The sequence below is a fragment of the Streptomyces actuosus genome (assembly GCF_016921115.1).
GTDB classification, from domain to species: Bacteria; Actinomycetota; Actinomycetes; order Streptomycetales; family Streptomycetaceae; genus Streptomyces; species Streptomyces actuosus_A.
Window position 1 is genome coordinate 118035 of sequence record NZ_JAFFZS010000014.1, and the last position, 15728, is coordinate 133762.

Below are 15728 nucleotides of genomic sequence, written 5' to 3' on the forward strand. Positions count from 1 at the left end.
CCTTCTTGGATAACGGCACTATCCAAGCACGCCCGTCCCGGGCCTGCCGCCCACCCGCAGGGGGATGCCATGCCGTGGAGACCGACCGCCGCCACCCGTACCACCGCCGACGCCCGGGGGGAGGTGGTGGTGCTGCTGATCGGCATGCGGATCAACCGCTTCTGGGCGGTGCACCAGTGGCTTCCGGTGATGCTGGCGATGATCCGCATGCTCACCGAGCTGCGGAAGGCCCCGGAGCGCGGACTGCTCTCCCACGTGCTGCTGACCGCGTCACCGCGCACGTACTACGTCGTCCAGTACTGGGACTCCAAGGAGAAGCTCTACTCCTACGCGACCGCTCCCGACGCCTTCCACCACCGGGTGTGGGCGAAGATCAACCGCAAGGAGCGCGCAGGCGAGGTGCGCGGGCACGTCGGCATCTGGCACGAGGCGTACGTCGTGCCGGAGGGGTCCTACGAGGCCGTCTACGGCGACATGCCGGCGTTCGGACTGGCGGCGGCGCACGGCCAGGTGCCCCTGGAGGCGCGCGGGCGGTACGCGAAGGACCGGTTCGCCCACCGCACCGAGGCGCGGGGGTAGCCCTCCCGGGCCCGCGGGCGCGCGCACGCCGGGGGAGACCTGTGCGGGTGCGCTGTCCCCCGCGGGAGGCGTCAGGATAGGGAGGGGCGCCCGCGCCGGGGATCCCCGCGCGGGCGCCCGCGTCCCGTGAGGCGTCGGCCCCGTCGGGAAGAACCTGCCGCGGCGTTGAGGCCGGCTCCTCCTCGGTGGGGCCGTAATGCGGGGCGGGACTCAGCCCGAGCGGCGCAGGGCCTCCGACAGCCGGGCCGCCGCGTCGATGACCGCCTGGGCGTGCATGCGGCCCGGGTGGCGGCTCAGACGCTCGATCGGGCCGGAGACGGACACCGCGGCCACCACGCGGTTGGAGGGGCCGCGCACCGGCGCGGAGACGGAGGCGACGCCCGGCTCGCGCTCGCCGATCGACTGGGCCCAGCCGCGGCGCCGTACGCCCGACAGGGCCGTGGCCGTGAACCGGGCGCCCTGCAGGCCACGGTGCAGCCGCTCCGGCTCCTCCCACGCCATCAGGATCTGCGCGGAGGAGCCCGCCTTCATCGTGAGCGTCGAACCGACCGGGACGGTGTCCCGCAGACCGGAAAGCCGCTCCGCGGCGGCCACGCAGATCCGCATGTCGCCCTGGCGGCGGTAGAGCTGCGCGCTCTCGCCGGTGACGTCGCGCAGGTGCGTGAGCACCGGCCCCGCCGTGGCGAGGAGGCGGTCCTCGCCGGCCGCCGCCGCGAGTTCCGCCAGGCGCGGGCCGAGAATGAACCGGCCCTGCATGTCCCGTGCCACCATGCGGTGGTGTTCCAGGGCCACGGCCAGGCGGTGGGCCGTGGGTCGTGCCAGTCCGGTGGCCGTGACCAGACCCGCGAGGGTGGCCGGACCGGACTCCAGAGCGCTCAGGACGAGTGCCGCCTTGTCCAGAACGCCGACGCCGCTACTGTTGTCCATGCAACGATACTCACGTCTCACTCTGTGAAACGCAAGTTCAATTTTCCGTGGAACGCGCCACTCTGGATGTCACGAAGGCACAGCGGCCCGCGTCTCAACGGGCCTGGCGGTGGTCGCCCGGACGCCGGGGCGCGGGCGACGCCTCCTCAAGATCTCTAGTTGGGCCGGTGGACGCTTGCCGGCCGGAGGGAAAGCGATGGGTAGGACACTCGCGGAGAAGGTCTGGGACGACCACGTCGTCCGGCGCGCCGAGGGCGAGCCCGACCTCCTCTACATCGATCTGCACCTGCTGCACGAGGTGACCAGCCCGCAGGCCTTCGACGGCCTCCGCAAGAACGGCCGCAGCGTGCGCCGTCTCGACCTGACCATCGCCACCGAGGACCACAACACCCCCACCCTCGACATCGACAAGCCCATCGCCGACCCGGTCTCCCGGGCCCAGCTGGAGACGCTGCGCAAGAACTGCGCCGAGTTCGGCGTGCGCCTGCACCCGCTCGGCGACGTGGAGCAGGGCGTCGTCCACGTGGTGGGACCGCAGCTGGGTCTGACCCAGCCCGGCACGACCGTCGTCTGCGGCGACTCCCACACCTCCACCCACGGCGCCTTCGGCGCGCTGGCCTTCGGTATCGGCACCTCGCAGGTCGAGCACGTGCTGGCCACCCAGACGCTGCCGATGGCCCGCCCGAGGACCATGGCGATCACCGTCGACGGCGAACTGCCCGAGGGCGTCACCGCCAAGGACCTCATCCTGGCGATCATCGCCCGGATCGGCACGGGCGGCGGCCAGGGCTACGTCCTGGAGTACCGCGGCGAGGCCATCGAGAAGCTCTCGATGGAGGCCCGGATGACGATCTGCAACATGTCGATCGAGGCCGGCGCCCGCGCGGGCATGATCGCCCCCGACGAGACGACCTTCGCGTACCTCAAGGGGCGCGCACACGCCCCCGAGGGCGCCGACTGGGACGAGGCCGTCGCGTACTGGAGCACGCTGCGTACCGACGACGACGCCGAGTTCGACGCCGAGGTGGTCATCGACGCCGCCGAGCTGTCGCCGTTCGTCACCTGGGGCACCAACCCGGGCCAGGGCGCCCCGCTTTCGGCCTCCGTCCCCGATCCCGCTTCGTACGAAGACGCCTCGGAGCGCCTGGCCGCCGAGAAGGCCCTGGAGTACATGGGGTTGGAGGCCGGGCAGCCGCTGCGCTCCATCGGCGTGGACACCGTCTTCGTAGGCTCCTGCACCAACGGCCGCATCGAGGACCTGCGTGCCGCCGCCGACATCCTGCGGAACCGCAAAGTCGCCGACGGCGTGCGGATGCTGGTCGTCCCGGGCTCCGCGCGGGTCGGTCTGCAGGCCGTCTCCGAGGGCCTGGACGTGGTCTTCAAGGAGGCCGGCGCCGAGTGGCGGCACGCGGGCTGCTCGATGTGCCTGGGCATGAACCCGGACCAGCTGGCCCCCGGTGAGCGCTCCGCCTCCACCTCCAACCGCAACTTCGAGGGCCGGCAGGGCAAGGGCGGCCGGACCCACCTGGTGTCGCCGCAGGTCGCCGCCGCCACGGCGGTCCTGGGCCACCTGGCCTCCCCGGCCGATCTGTCCGACGCCGAGACCCGTACGCCCGCTGGAGTCTGATCAGTCATGGAAGCTTTCACCACCCACACCGGCCGGGCGGTTCCGCTGCGCCGCTCCAACGTCGACACCGACCAGATCATCCCAGCTCACTGGCTGAAGAAGGTCACCCGCGACGGTTTCGAGGACGGTCTGTTCGAGGCCTGGCGCAAGGACGCGGACTTCGTCCTCAACCGCCCCGAGCGGCGGGGCGCCACGGTCCTGGTGGCCGGACCCGATTTCGGCACCGGCTCCTCCCGCGAGCACGCCGTCTGGGCCCTGCAGAACTACGGCTTCAAGACCGTGATCTCCTCCCGCTTCGCTGACATCTTCCGTGGTAACTCGCTGAAGAACGGGCTGCTCACGGTGGTGCTGGAGCAGCAGACCGTGGACGCGCTGTGGGATCTCGTCGAGGCCGACCCGCAGGCGGAGATCACCGTCGACCTCGTCGAGCGCGAGGTCCGCGCCGAGGGCGTCACCGCCTCCTTCGAGCTGGACGAGAACTCCCGCTGGCGGCTGCTCAACGGCCTGGACGACATCTCGATCACCCTGGGGAACGAGGCGGACATCGCCGCGCACGAGGAGAAGCGCCCGGCGCACAAGCCGCGCACCGTCCAGGCCTGATCCCCGCCTGGCCGAAACGGTCCGGGCCCGGAGCCTCCCGCACCCCCGGACAGGTCGAGTTTCGGCCACCGCGACACCCCCGCCGTACCCCCGATCGCTCCGATCGGGGGTACGGCTGTTTCTGTACCCGAACGGCCCCGCGCGCCGCCGCGACATTCGGCAACTTCCCACGTTAAGACGGTGGTTGCCGGGGTAAGCGAGCCTGGAGGTCGCGGCCCCCGGAGTTGCGGACGAGGCCGTTCGTGGCGGCAGTTGCCCCCTGCGCGGGCGACAACTCGCCCCAGATGGCACAATCTGTGCATGGACCACGACGGCCAACTCCAGCTCTATACGGCAGTCGCGGACCAACTCAAACAAGCGCACGCCAGGGTGCGCACACTGCAAGTCCCGGAGGGCGTACGGATGGCGCTGACCCGGAAGCTGCTGGTCATTACGGCCGCGGCCAAGCACGATCTCGCCGATGCGGCACGGCGTCTGGAGGGGTTCATCGCGGACCTCGATGCGGGGCGATTCCCCGAAGAGGACCGCTGAACACATCCGTGACAGTCGAGTTCGTTGCGGCGCACGGGTGATTAGCCCGTTTCGTGTTTGATTTGCGGTATATATCTGCCTAACGTGCGAAAACGCTTGAACACTTTCGTTCGGGCAATGTCTCCGAAGGGGAAGACGTGAACAAGGCGCAGCTCGTAGAAGCGATTGCCGACAAGATGGGGGGCCGCCAGCAGGCCGCCGATGCTGTCGACGCGGTCCTGGACGCCATCGTCCGTGCGGTCGTCGCAGGTGACCGGGTCTCGGTCACCGGGTTCGGTTCGTTCGAGAAGGTCGACCGTCCGGCCCGTTACGCCCGCAACCCCCAGACGGGCGAGCGGGTTCGGGTCAAGAAGACCTCCGTGCCGCGCTTCCGCGCGGGCCAGGGCTTCAAGGACCTGGTGAGCGGGTCGAAGAAGCTCCCGAAGGGCGACATCGCGGTCAAGAAGGCCCCCAAGGGCAGCCTGACCGGCGGCGCCACCGCGACGGTCAAGAAGGCCGCCGCGAAGAAGGCCACCACCAAGAAGGCCGCAGCGAAGAAGGCCGCGGCGAAGAAGGCGCCCGCGAAGAAGACCACGACGGCCGCAGCGAAGAAGGCTGCGGCGAAGAAGGCGCCCGCGAAGAAGACCACGACGGCCGCGGCCAAGAAGGCGACCGCGGCCAAGAAGGCCGCCACCGCCAAGAAGACGACGGCGAAGAAGGCCCCGGCCAAGAAGGCCACGGCGAAGAAGGCCCCCGCCAAGAAGTCGACGGCCCGCAAGACCGCCGCCAAGAAGGCCACCTCCCGCTGACCCGCGGAGCACGGGGTCACTCACGCGCCGGGCCGGACTCCCTGTCGGAGTCCGGCCCGCGGCGTGTCCGGCGGCGCTGAGCTGCTCGACGGCGCTCGGACGGTCTGCCTCAGAAGGTCTGCAGGGTCACCAGGGTGATCCGGCGGTCCGCGCCCTCGCCCGTGGTCTCGATCCGCACCCGCTGGCCGGGCCGCAGCAGTCGCAGCCCGCCCGCGTCGAACGCCGGCGCGTCGAAGGGCACCGGGGTGCCGTCGTCGAGCAGCACCTGCCCGCTGCGGGTCGCGGGGTCGTACGTGTATGCCGTCGCCTGCATGACGGCAGCCTACTGCCCGGCCACCGGAAGCCGCCGCGTGGCCAGGGCCGTCCGTGGACCCACCCCCAGCGTCAACGCCGCCCGCAGATCGTCCGCCGTGTCGACGTCCTGCCGCACGGAATCCACCTCCGCGACGGTGATCTCCACCGCTCCCGACGCGCGATGGCGGGCACGGGAATCCGGACCGAATTCCGGACACAATGCGCGGCCCGGTGCCGCGGAGAGCAAGGTGGTGCCGATTCCGGCCGCATCCGGGAGAAAAGCGCGCGGGAATTCCGCCGCGGCATCCAGAACCCTGGTCAATTCCATCGGCCGAAGAGCGGGAAGGTCCGCGTTCAGAGCCGCCACCGCGCCGTCGGGGCGCGCGGCGCGCACCGACGCCGCCGCATGCGCCAACGCGGCGTTCAGCCCGCCGCCCGGCTCGTCCGGGACGATCCGCGCGCCCAGCGCCGCCAGCTCCCGGCCGGCCAGTGCGTCGTCCGTGACGACGGCCACATCCCGCACCGCGGGCGTGGCCAGCGCCGCCGCCACCGTGTCCTGCGCGAACGCCAGCGCCAGACCGGGCCGCACCCCGTCGTCGGCCGCGTCCGCGAGTCTGCTCTTGGCCCGTGCCAGGGGCTTCAGAGGGATGACCAAGGTCCACTGCACCGGCGCACCGCCCCTTCCGTGTCGCGGCCATTGTCACTCAGCCGTCACCGGGGCCATCTGGCGGTGGCCGCATCGGGGCGTACCGTGTTCTCGACAGACCGACGGCCTGGGGCGACACTTGTGCGGCCCCCCGGCCCTGGTGGCAGCCCTAGAGGAAGGTGCTCGCGTGCCCCGCCGCAAAATCGGCTTCTGGTACCGCTTCGCCGCAGTGATCTGCAAACCCCCGCTGCTGGCCCTGGTCAAGCGGGACTGGCACGGAATGGAACACATTCCGGCCGAGGGCGGATTCATCACCGTGGTGAACCACAATTCGCACGTCGACCCCTTCGCCTACGCCCACTTCCAGTACAACACCGGGCGGGTTCCGCGATTCCTGGCGAAGAGCGGACTTTTCAAGAAGGGCCTCGTCGGCGCCGCGATGCGCGGCACCGGGCAGATCCCCGTCTACCGAGAGTCCACCGACGCGCTCAGCGCCTTCCGCGCCGCGATCGACGCCGTGGAGCGCGGCGAGTGCGTCGCGTTCTACCCCGAGGGCACCCTCACCCGCGACCCGGACGGCTGGCCCATGACCGGCAAGACCGGCGCCGCCCGCGTCGCCCTGCAGACCAGGTGCCCGGTCATCCCGGTCGCCCAGTGGGGCTGCAACGAGCTGCTGCCGCCGTACGCCACGAAGCCGAACCTGCTGCCGCGCAAGACCCACCGCGTCCTCGCCGGCCCACCCGTGGACCTCTCCCGGTTCTACGGCAAGGAGATGACGGCCGACCTCCTCAAGGAGGCCACCGAGGCCATCATGGCCGCCATCACCGCCCAGCTGGAGGAGATCCGCGGCGAGAAGGCGCCCGATACGCCGTACGACCCGCGCCGCGAGCGCATCGAGCAGCGCCGCCGCACCCAGGCGCAGACGCTGAAGCAGGCATCCGCGCAGCCGCAGCCGCAGTCGCCGCAGGCAGAAGGGCAGGGCAAGTGAGCAAGCCGGTCCGGCCGGTCAAGGCCGCCGTCCTCAGCGCCGGTTCGTGGGGCACGGCCTTCGGAAGGGTGCTCGCCGACGCGGGGTGCGAGGTCGTGCTCTGGGCACGCCGCACCGAGGTCGCCGAGGCGATCAACTCCACCCGCACCAACCCCGACTACCTGCCCGGTGTCGAGCTACCGGAGAACGTCCGGGCCACCACCGACCCCGCCGAGGCCGCGGCCGGCGCCGACTTCACGGTCCTGTCCGTGCCGTCCCAGACGCTGCGCGCCAACCTCGCGCAGTGGACTCCGCTGCTCGCGCCGGACACCGTCCTGGTCTCCCTGATGAAGGGCGTCGAACTCGGCACGACCATGCGGATGAGCGAGGTCATCGAGGACGTCGCCAAGGTCGGCCCGGACCGCGTCGCCGTGGTCACCGGTCCCAACCTGGCCCGCGAGATCGCCGCGCGGATGCCGGCCGCGTCCGTCGTCGCCTGCACCGACGAGTCCGTCGCCCGCCGCCTCCAGGCCGCCTGCCACACGCCGTACTTCCGGCCGTACACCAACACCGACGTCGTCGGCTGCGAACTGGGCGGCGCCGTGAAGAACGTCATCGGCCTCGCCGTCGGCATCGCGGACGGCATGGGCCTCGGCGACAACGCCAAGGGCTCGCTCATCACCCGCGGCCTCGCCGAGACCACCCGGCTCGGCCTGGCGATGGGCGCCGACCCGCTCACCTTCTCCGGGCTCGCCGGCCTCGGCGACCTGGTCGCGACGTGCTCCTCGCCGCTGTCCCGCAACCACACCTTCGGCACCAACCTCGGCAAGGGCATGACCCTGCAGGAGACCATCGCGGTCACCAGGCAGACCGCCGAGGGCGTCAAGTCCTGCGAGTCGGTGCTCGATCTGGCCCGCCGGCACGGCGTCGACATGCCGATCACGGAGACGGTCGTCGGCATCGTGCACGAGGGCAAGGCCCCCGTGGTGGCCCTCAAGGAGCTGATGTCGCGCAGCGCAAAGCCGGAGCGACGCTGAGCGGGGACCGGAACGCCGTCGGCGAAGGACGACCCGCCGAACGCTGACTCGGGCCCTACGGGCGGGTACGCTCATCGCGATATGAGCACCGAGAACCTCCCCCAGAGCCCTGATCAGCAGCCCCGCAAGCCGCGCGTGGCCGTCGTGTTCGGTGGGCGCAGCTCCGAACACGGGATCTCCATGGTCACGGCGGGTGCCGTGCTGAGCGCCGTCGACCGGACGCGCTACGACGTCCTGCCGATCGGCATCACCCGGGAAGGCCGCTGGGTGCTGACGGCCGACGAGCCCCAGCGGATGGCCATCGCCGACCGCCGCACCCCCGAGGTCGAGGACCTGGCGGAGTCCGGTGAGGGCGGCGTGGTGCTCCCCGTCGACCCCGCGAGCCGTGAGGTCGTCTACAGCGAGCCCGGCTCGGTGCCCAAGGCGCTCGGGGAGGTCGACGTGGTCTTCCCGGTGCTGCACGGCCCGTACGGCGAGGACGGCACCCTCCAGGGCCTGCTGGAGCTGTCCGGGGTGCCGTACGTGGGCTCGGGCGTGCTCGCCTCGGCCGTCGGCCAGGACAAGGAGTACATGAAGCGGGTCTTCACGTCCTTCGGGCTCGCGGTGGGTCCGTACCTCGTGATCCGGCCGCGCGAGTGGGAGCGGGACCGGCCCGCCGCCCGTAAGAAGATCGTCGACTTCGCCGGCGACCACGGCTGGCCGCTGTTCGTGAAGCCGGCCCGCGCGGGTTCGTCGATCGGCATCACCAAGGTCGAGGACCTCTCCGGCCTGGACGAGGCGATCACCGAGGCCCACCGCCACGACCCCAAGATCCTGATCGAGGCCGCGCTGCGGGGCCGCGAGATCGAGTGCGGCGTCCTGGAGTTCGAGGACGGCCCGCGCGCCTCCCTCCCCGCCGAGATCCCGCCGCCGGACGCCCACGCGTACTACGACTTCGAGGCCAAGTACATCGACTCCACCCCGGGCATCGTGCCCGCCCCGCTGACGGGCGAGGAGACCGCCGAGGTGCAGAGGCTCGCCGTACAGGCGTTCGAGGCGGCGTCGTGCGAGGGCCTCGTCCGCGCGGACTTCTTCCTCACCGAGGACGGCGAGTTCGTGATCAACGAGATCAACACGATGCCCGGCTTCACGCCCATCTCGATGTACCCGCAGATGTGGCAGGCGAGCGGCGTCGGCTACGGGGAACTGGTGGACCGGCTCATCCAGGCGGCGCTGCGCCGTTCGACGGGCCTGAGGTAGTCCGCCCCGGGCGTCCGGGGCCGCACCGGAACACGGCTCCGCCCTCGGCGCCCGCCCCGGGCCCCGGGCGTACCGCCCTGTGAACAGCTCCCCGTGAGCGGCCTCCCGTGAGGGGGCTGCTGCGAACGGCCTTCGCGAGGTCCCTGGGGCACCGAGGGCGGCCCGGGTAGGCCGGGTGAGCCCCGCGGGGCACCCCGCCGGCCCCCGCGACCGGTGAGGTTCACCGGCCCGGTACGCCGGACCCGTGCGAGGCGCCGCACCGCGGCCGCCGCGAGCGTCCCGGCCCGCCCTTCCGGCGGGCCCTTGCGGTCACCGCTCCTACTGGTCGGCTATCCCCTCGGGCACCGCCTTCTTGACGGCGGGCGCCAGATCGACCAGCGGTGCCATGCCTTCGGCGGTCAGCTCCGCGGGGAGCGTGACCTCGACGTACGCCGTGCGCAGCGTCGTCGTGAACCGGTACGCCCCGCCGTCCCGCTTCTCCACCAGCCAGCCGACGCCGTTCACCTCGACCCCGTCGGCCTCGGTCGAGGACATCGAGGAGGGCCGCGGCACACCGCATCGCAGTATGATCGCCGGGTCCCCCCACCCCGCGGTCAACGCGGACGCGGGCTCGGGGTCCCGGCGATCCCGGCCGTCGACCTCGGACGGAAGTGCCCTGTCCAGGTTCCGGCACAGTCCGGACACCTTCGCCCCCGGCGAGGGAACCGCCGCCGCCGGACTGTCGTCCGTCGAGGAGCAGCCTGCGACAGCGGTGATCAGCAGGGCGAGTACGGGCAGACCGAGAGGCCGGTGACGGGAGAAGCTCACCGGCCCAGGGTAGACGGGGGCTACAGATGAACCACCGGGCAGGTCAGGGTGCGCGTGATGCCGTCCACCTGCTGGACCTTGGCAACCACCATGCGACCCAGGCCGTCGACTGTGTCGGCCTGGGCCCGGACGATGACGTCGTACGGTCCTGTGACGTCCTCGGCCTGGATGACTCCAGGGATCTTGCTGATCGTCTCGGCGACGGTCGACGCTTTGCCGACCTCCGTCTGGATCAGGATGTACGCCTGTACCACGGAACCTCCAGGGCGGCCACGAGGATCATGTGGGGAAAAGGAACGCCACGGTATCGCGTCGCCGCTCGCCGCGGGGAGACCTGCGGGCACCGGCGCCTGCGTGCCGGGGTGCAGACGGTCGGGAAGTCGACGGTCTCCTCGACCGTATCGAGCACACTGGTCGGGCGCGACCGGGAACGGACAGAGGCAGAAGGGGAGCAAGGGACATGAAGGGCACTGTTGGTGAGCTCGGGGAGTTCGGGCTCATCAGGGAGCTCACCTCCCGTCTCACCACGACTCCCGCGGTGCGGGTCGGCCCCGGCGACGACGCCGCGGTGGTGGCCGCGCCCGACCGCCGGGTCGTGGCCAGCACCGACATCCTCCTGGAGGGGCGGCACTTCCGGCGGGACTGGTCCACGGCCTACGACGTCGGCCGCAAGGCCGCCGCGCAGAACCTCGCGGACATCGCCGCGATGGGCGCCGTGCCGACCGCTCTGCTGCTCGGCCTGGTGGTGCCGGCCGATCTGCCGGTGACCTGGCCGACGGAGCTGATGGACGGGCTGCGCGACGAGTGCCAGGTCGCGGGCGCCTCGGTGGTCGGCGGGGACGTGGTGCGCGGTGACACGATCACGGTGTCGATCACCGCGCTCGGCGACCTGCGCAACCAGGAGCCGGTGACCCGCGGAGGCGCACAGCCCGGAGACGTCGTCGCGGTGACGGGCTGGCTGGGCTGGTCCGCGGCCGGGTACGCCGTCCTCGCCCGCGGCTTCCGCTCGCCGCGCGCCTTCGTGGAGGCCCACCGCCGCCCCGAACCGCCCTACCACGCCGGTCCGGCCGCCGCGGCACTCGGCGCCACCGCGATGTGCGACGTGAGCGACGGGCTGATCGCCGACCTCGGGCACATCGCCGAGGCGAGCAAGGTCCGGATCGACGTCCGCTCCGGCGCGATCGACATCCCGACCCAGATGAACGACATCGGACAGGCCGTCGGCGTCGATCCACTGCAGTGGGTGCTCACCGGGGGCGAGGACCACGCCATCGTGGCCACCTTCCCTCCGGACACCAAGCTGCCCGCCCGCTGGAAGGTGATCGGCGAGGTGCTCAACCCCTCGGCCCTTCCGCAGGTGACCGTCGACGGGGCCCCGTGGACCAGGAAGGGCGGCTGGGACCACTTCGGGGACATCGAGTCATGACCCCGCCCAGGGTTCTCACCGTGGCGGGCTCGGACTCCGGCGGCGGCGCCGGGATCCAGGCCGACCTGAAGACGATGCTCGCGCTCGGTGTGCACGGCATGAGTGTGGTCACCGCGGTCACCGCCCAGAACTCCCTGGGCGTGCAGGGCGCTTGGGAACTGCCCGCGGACGCGGTGCGCGCGCAGTACCGCAGCGTCGTGGACGACATCGGCGTGCAGGCGGTGAAGACCGGGATGCTGGCCTCCGCCGAACTCGTCCGCACCGTCGCCGGGTTGATCGCCGCGACGGACGCGCCGGCGGTCGTCGACCCGGTGGGCGTCTCCAAGCACGGCGACCCGCTGCTGGCCGCCTCCGCACTGGAGGCGGTGCGCACCGAGCTGCTTCCGGCCGCCACGGTCGCCACCCCGAACCTCGACGAGGTGGCGCAACTGACCGGCGTCCGGGTCGAGTCCGAGCCGGACATGCGCCGGGCCGCGGCAGCCGTGCTGGAGTACGGGCCGCGCTGGGTGCTGATCAAGGGCGGCCATCTCGCCGCGGACGCGGCGCGTACCGGCGGCGAGATGGCCGCCGACCTGCTCACCGACGGCTCCGACGAGCACTGGTTGCGCGCCCCCCGGTACGGCAACCGGCACACCCACGGCACCGGCTGCACCCTCGCCTCCGCTGTCGCCTGCGGCCTGGCCCGGGGGGCGTCGGTGCCGGAGGCGGTGGCGGCGGCCAAGGTGTACGTCACCGGGGCCATCGCGGCGGGATTCGCGCTCGGCGGCGGGATCGGCCCCGTCGACCACGGTTGGGACCTCGCACGGGGCGCGAGCGGAGCCTGACACCGGCCGCCGTACTCCGGCCCGGGTCCTCGTGGCGGTTCTCCGCGCGGGCCTCGCGGGACCCTGAGGGCAGGGGAGGGCGGCGGGAGCGCCTGCCTGTGCGAGAGCCGGGCGGCCGCCCGCGTGTGGATGACGGCTGCCGTCTGCGTTGATCTGGTCCGCTGCCACTGATTCGAGCTCTTGCCGGCCTTGGGGGTTCGGCGGTGATGGGTGGCGGCCGAGCGTTCCTACCGCTGCCAGACCGGTGGGCGTTTCTCGGTGAACGCGTGGGCGCCCTCAGCGGCAGTGGTGGTGGTGAAGACAGGTGTGCTGAGGGGATCCTGGACCGTGTAGGCCGTGTGGTCGTCGAGGCCGCGGGTGTCCTGAACGATCTGCTTCGTGATGCGGACGGCATCGCGGGAGTGGGCTTGGACGCGTTCGGCCAGGGCGAGGGCTGCGTGGAGGGCCCCGCCTTCCCGGCTGAGCTGGTTGACCAGTCCGTACCGGGCTGCGTCCGGGGCGGGCAGCGTAGCCGCGGTCAGGAGCATTTCCATGGCCACGTGGTAAGGGAGGCGGCCGGGCAGGCGGATGGCTCCGCCCTCGGCGGCGACCAGCCCGCGGGCGACCTCGGGCAGGGCGAAGAACGCGGTGTCCGCGGCGGTGATGAGGTCGCAGGCGAGGGCGAGTTCGAAACCGCCGGCGACGGCCGCGCCCTCGACTGCGGCAATGAGCGGTGTGCGAAGGCGGGCGCGGGTCACGCCGGCGAGCCCGCGATCGGCGACGACCGGGACGCCGTCGGCGGGAAATGCCTTGAGGTCCATGCCCGAACAGAAGTGACCGCCTGCCCCGGTCAGGATGCCGACGGTCAGGGCCGGGTCGGCGTCCAGGCGGGTGAGGGCCGAGTCCATGGCCTCGGCCAGGGGCTGGTCGATGGCGTTGCGGACGCGGGGCCTGTTGAGGGTCATGAGTAGGACTCCGGGGCGCGGTACGGTCACGACGACGGGGTCTTGGCTGTCCATGCGGTGCTCCTGGTCAAAGGGATGTCCGGTGCGGCGGGCGGGGGTGGTCAGCTCCGCACGACGGGTAGTGCGGCCAGGCCGCGCATGACCCGGGCCGGCCGCCAGACGAGCTCGTCGGCCGGCCTGGCCAGCCGCGCGGAGCCCAGACACCGGAGCAGCAGGGGGAAGGCGACGGCCCCTTCGAGGCGGGCCAGGGCGGCGCCGATGCAGTAGTGGGGTCCGTGACCGAAGGCGAGGTGGTCGTTGGGCGTTCGGGCCACATCGAGCCGGTCCGCGTCCGGGAAGCGGGTGCCGTCCCGGTTGGCGGAGCCGATCAGGAGGCTGACGACGTCTCCCTTCCTGATCCGTTGCCCGTGGAGGGAGATCGGTTCCGCGGCGCACCGGAAGGTCGCGTCCCGCACCGGGGAGTCGTAGCGCAGCAGTTCCTCTACTGCAGTGGCGACAGTGCCCGGGTCGACTTGTGGTGCGGCGAGCCGGGCGGCCTGGCCGGGGTTGCGGAGCAGGGCGAGCATGCCGTTTCCGATGAGGTTCATGGTGGTGTCGTGTCCTACCAGGAGCAGCAGGTAGGCGGTGGAGCGTAGTTCCGCCTCGTTCATCGCCCCGCTTTCGTCACCGGCCCGCACGAGAGCGCCCAGCAGGTCCGCTGCACTTTCGCCTCCGCCGCGTTTGCCGGAGATCAGCGTGTCCAGCAGGACGTGCAGGTCGTTCTCCGTCCGGGCCGGGTCCGGTCCCGGCGTGGGGGCGATGGTGGCCATGAGAGTGTCGCGGGTCCCCTGGTGGTCCAGTTCCCTGGGGACTCCGAGGATCGTGCAGATCATCCGGAAGGTCAGGGGAGCCGCGAAGTCCGCGATCACATCCAGGTGGGCGCGATGCTCGATCTGGTCCAGCAGCCGGTTCGCGGTATCCGTGATGACGGGTTCCAGTTGTGCGATCCGGCGGGGGACGAACGCGGCGTGCACCAGGGTCCGCAGACGGGTGTGGTCCGGGGGATCACAGTGGACCACATGCCGGTTGAGCCCGGTCGGGCCCGGTACGTAGCCGGGCACCCGGCCCGGGTCCTTGCTCAGCCGACGGTCGGTCAGCAGAGCCCGGACGTCCTCGTAACGGGAGATCTGCCACACGGTGGGACGCCCGGGTCTGCGGTCCGCGTGGGCGGGCGCATGCCGGCGCAGCCAGGCGAAGTAGGGGTACGGGTCCTGTACCCGTCCGGCCAACAGTTCAGGAGGCGGGGACGGCACAACGGGAGCGTGCACGGTAGCTCCGGACTCGAGACCCGACACGGACGCTGCACCAACGACCGGCGACGCCCGGAAGATGCGGAAGCCACCACGTTCAGCGCTACCGGACGGGCAAGACCACCCCGAAGAACCAGTTCATCTGAGGCGAAGAACAAATCGGACCAGATTGCTTGAGACCGGGAGCAGACAGCAGGAGACAGAACACCAGCTTCTGACCCGCATGAACAAGATTCGCTGTCACGAAACCGATAGGCGTCACGGTCCGATGGCAAGCGAGCAGGATCCGATGACAGAGGACAGTGACGGCGTGACGGCGTGACGGCGTGACGGCGTGACGGGGTGACGGGGTGACGGCGCAGCGCGGGCCCGGGGGACGGAGGGCCGGAGCGGGGCGTACGGCCCCCGTCGGACGCGGTGACACGCGTGCGTGGGGGCAGGCGCCCGTCGTCCCGCCGCCGACGCGCGTGGCCGTGGGCCGTTGCGCCGGGACACGGGCCGTTCGGCGAGCCCGGGGGCGAGACCGTACGGCGAGTCGGGGCGGAGAGGGGTGCCGGAGACGTGTGCCCGGCGCCGGAGGCGGGAACCGGCTCGGGCCGACCGCACCGGAGCGTGTCGCGACCCGATGTCCTGATCATGCGCTCCGGCGCCGCGGGGGCCCGGCGCCGCCGGGGGAGCAGGTGGCGTCCGAGCATGCAAAAAGCCGGTCCACACGAGGTGGACCGGCTCAGTGCAGCTGACCGGACAGTGGCCGCGCGCTGTAGCGAAGCGTCAGCGCGAGACCTTGCCGGCCTTGATGCACGAGGTGCAAGCGTTCACGCGCTTCGGCGTCCCGCCGACCACGGTACGCACACGCTGGATGTTCGGGTTCCAGCGGCGGGACGTACGGCGGTGCGAGTGCGAGATGTTGTTGCCGAAGCCCGGCCCCTTGCCGCAGACGTCGCAGTTGGCAGCCACGGGTCACTCCAAAGACTTCAGATGCGCTAACGGTCAATCCCGGCATGCCGGGATCGAGATCTTAGGATCTGTCTCGATCCGAGATCTGAGTGGCGTTGCCAGGGGGGATAGACCCGATCAGGATCGGGCCAACCGGAGCAGCATACAACGGCTGCTCCCGTACAACGAAACTACCATGGCAGCTCAGGGGGCCGCTCCCGGCCCTCTTCCGGCGCACACCCCCTCAAGGTCTACGCTGCGTCCCGA

18 protein-coding genes are annotated in these 15728 nt (G+C 71.6%); 10 read left to right on the forward strand and 8 right to left on the reverse strand.

The window, feature by feature from the left end; genetic code table 11:
• Positions 1–69 precede the first annotated feature (69 nt).
• The gene (locus JS756_RS19225; protein ID WP_205384355.1) at positions 70–579 is read left to right on the forward strand and encodes a DUF4188 domain-containing protein; all 510 of its coding nucleotides are present in this window, start codon (positions 70–72) and stop codon (positions 577–579) included.
• A gap of 210 nt (positions 580–789) precedes the next feature.
• On the opposite strand, the gene ndgR is transcribed toward JS756_RS19225, so the two are convergent.
• Complete coding sequence (gene ndgR, locus JS756_RS19230; protein WP_205384356.1) at positions 790–1506, reverse strand: IclR family transcriptional regulator NdgR; 717 nt, start codon at positions 1504–1506, stop codon at positions 790–792.
• Positions 1507–1702: 196 nt separating this feature from the next.
• Between ndgR and leuC the strand changes: the two genes are divergently transcribed.
• The 4 genes from leuC (at position 1703) to JS756_RS19250 (ending at position 5052) form a co-directional block, all read left to right on the forward strand.
• Positions 1703–3133 carry a 3-isopropylmalate dehydratase large subunit gene (leuC, locus tag JS756_RS19235; protein ID WP_205384357.1) on the forward strand — a complete coding sequence of 477 codons (1431 nt, stop codon included), beginning with the start codon at positions 1703–1705 and terminating at the stop codon, positions 3131–3133.
• 6 nt (positions 3134–3139) lie between these two features.
• The gene (gene leuD / locus JS756_RS19240; protein ID WP_205384358.1) at positions 3140–3733 is read left to right on the forward strand and encodes a 3-isopropylmalate dehydratase small subunit; all 594 of its coding nucleotides are present in this window, start codon (positions 3140–3142) and stop codon (positions 3731–3733) included.
• A gap of 300 nt (positions 3734–4033) precedes the next feature.
• A complete protein-coding gene (locus JS756_RS19245; RefSeq protein ID WP_205384359.1) occupies positions 4034–4264 on the forward strand; it encodes an SCO5555 family protein in 231 nt (76 codons plus the stop codon).
• A 137-nt stretch (positions 4265–4401) separates the two neighbouring features.
• Positions 4402–5052 (forward strand): HU family DNA-binding protein, encoded by a 651-nt coding sequence (locus tag JS756_RS19250; RefSeq protein WP_205384360.1) that lies wholly within the window; start codon positions 4402–4404, stop codon positions 5050–5052.
• A gap of 109 nt (positions 5053–5161) precedes the next feature.
• Here JS756_RS19250 and JS756_RS19255 read toward each other — a convergent pair whose 3' ends face one another.
• On the reverse strand, positions 5162–5365 hold the full coding sequence (locus tag JS756_RS19255; RefSeq protein WP_205384361.1) for a hypothetical protein: 204 nt from the start codon (positions 5363–5365) through the stop codon (positions 5162–5164).
• Between the two features lie 9 nt (positions 5366–5374).
• Positions 5375–6013 carry a 2-phospho-L-lactate guanylyltransferase gene (gene cofC, locus JS756_RS19260; protein WP_205384362.1) on the reverse strand — a complete coding sequence of 213 codons (639 nt, stop codon included), beginning with the start codon at positions 6011–6013 and terminating at the stop codon, positions 5375–5377.
• A 166-nt stretch (positions 6014–6179) separates the two neighbouring features.
• Between cofC and JS756_RS19265 the strand changes: the two genes are divergently transcribed.
• The 3 genes from JS756_RS19265 to JS756_RS19275 all read left to right on the forward strand — a co-directional run bounded on the left by JS756_RS19265 (position 6180) and on the right by JS756_RS19275 (position 9235).
• Complete coding sequence (locus JS756_RS19265) at positions 6180–6980, forward strand: lysophospholipid acyltransferase family protein (protein WP_205384363.1); 801 nt, start codon at positions 6180–6182, stop codon at positions 6978–6980.
• Positions 6977–7996, forward strand: coding sequence for an NAD(P)H-dependent glycerol-3-phosphate dehydrogenase (locus JS756_RS19270; RefSeq protein ID WP_205384364.1), 1020 nt, complete (start codon positions 6977–6979; stop codon positions 7994–7996). The genes JS756_RS19265 and JS756_RS19270 overlap by 4 nt, the downstream gene beginning before the upstream one ends.
• Before the next feature lie 81 nt (positions 7997–8077).
• A complete protein-coding gene (locus JS756_RS19275) occupies positions 8078–9235 on the forward strand; it encodes a D-alanine--D-alanine ligase family protein (protein WP_205384365.1) in 1158 nt (385 codons plus the stop codon).
• A gap of 318 nt (positions 9236–9553) precedes the next feature.
• Here the strand turns inward: JS756_RS19275 and JS756_RS19280 are convergent, their stop codons facing one another.
• Positions 9554–10042, reverse strand: coding sequence for a DUF3515 domain-containing protein (locus JS756_RS19280; RefSeq protein WP_205384366.1), 489 nt, complete (start codon positions 10040–10042; stop codon positions 9554–9556).
• A 20-nt stretch (positions 10043–10062) separates the two neighbouring features.
• Positions 10063–10296 (reverse strand): Lrp/AsnC family transcriptional regulator, encoded by a 234-nt coding sequence (locus tag JS756_RS19285; RefSeq protein WP_111002102.1) that lies wholly within the window; start codon positions 10294–10296, stop codon positions 10063–10065.
• A gap of 206 nt (positions 10297–10502) precedes the next feature.
• Here JS756_RS19285 and JS756_RS19290 point away from each other — a divergent pair, with 206 nt between their 5' ends.
• Positions 10503–11468: a thiamine-phosphate kinase gene (locus JS756_RS19290; RefSeq protein WP_205384367.1), complete on the forward strand. Its 966-nt coding sequence runs from the start codon at positions 10503–10505 to the stop codon at positions 11466–11468.
• Positions 11465–12292: a bifunctional hydroxymethylpyrimidine kinase/phosphomethylpyrimidine kinase gene (gene thiD, locus JS756_RS19295; RefSeq protein WP_205384368.1), complete on the forward strand. Its 828-nt coding sequence runs from the start codon at positions 11465–11467 to the stop codon at positions 12290–12292. Before JS756_RS19290 ends, thiD begins: the two co-directional genes overlap by 4 nt.
• A 227-nt stretch (positions 12293–12519) precedes the next feature.
• Here the strand turns inward: thiD and JS756_RS19300 are convergent, their stop codons facing one another.
• The 3 genes from JS756_RS19300 to rpmB form a co-directional block, all read right to left on the reverse strand.
• A complete protein-coding gene (locus JS756_RS19300) occupies positions 12520–13290 on the reverse strand; it encodes a crotonase/enoyl-CoA hydratase family protein (RefSeq protein ID WP_205384369.1) in 771 nt (256 codons plus the stop codon).
• Between the two features lie 47 nt (positions 13291–13337).
• A complete protein-coding gene (locus JS756_RS19305; protein ID WP_205384370.1) occupies positions 13338–14504 on the reverse strand; it encodes a cytochrome P450 family protein in 1167 nt (388 codons plus the stop codon).
• A 792-nt stretch (positions 14505–15296) separates the two neighbouring features.
• Positions 15297–15482 (reverse strand): 50S ribosomal protein L28, encoded by a 186-nt coding sequence (gene rpmB, locus JS756_RS19310; RefSeq protein WP_003993230.1) that lies wholly within the window; start codon positions 15480–15482, stop codon positions 15297–15299.
• Positions 15483–15728 lie beyond the last annotated feature (246 nt).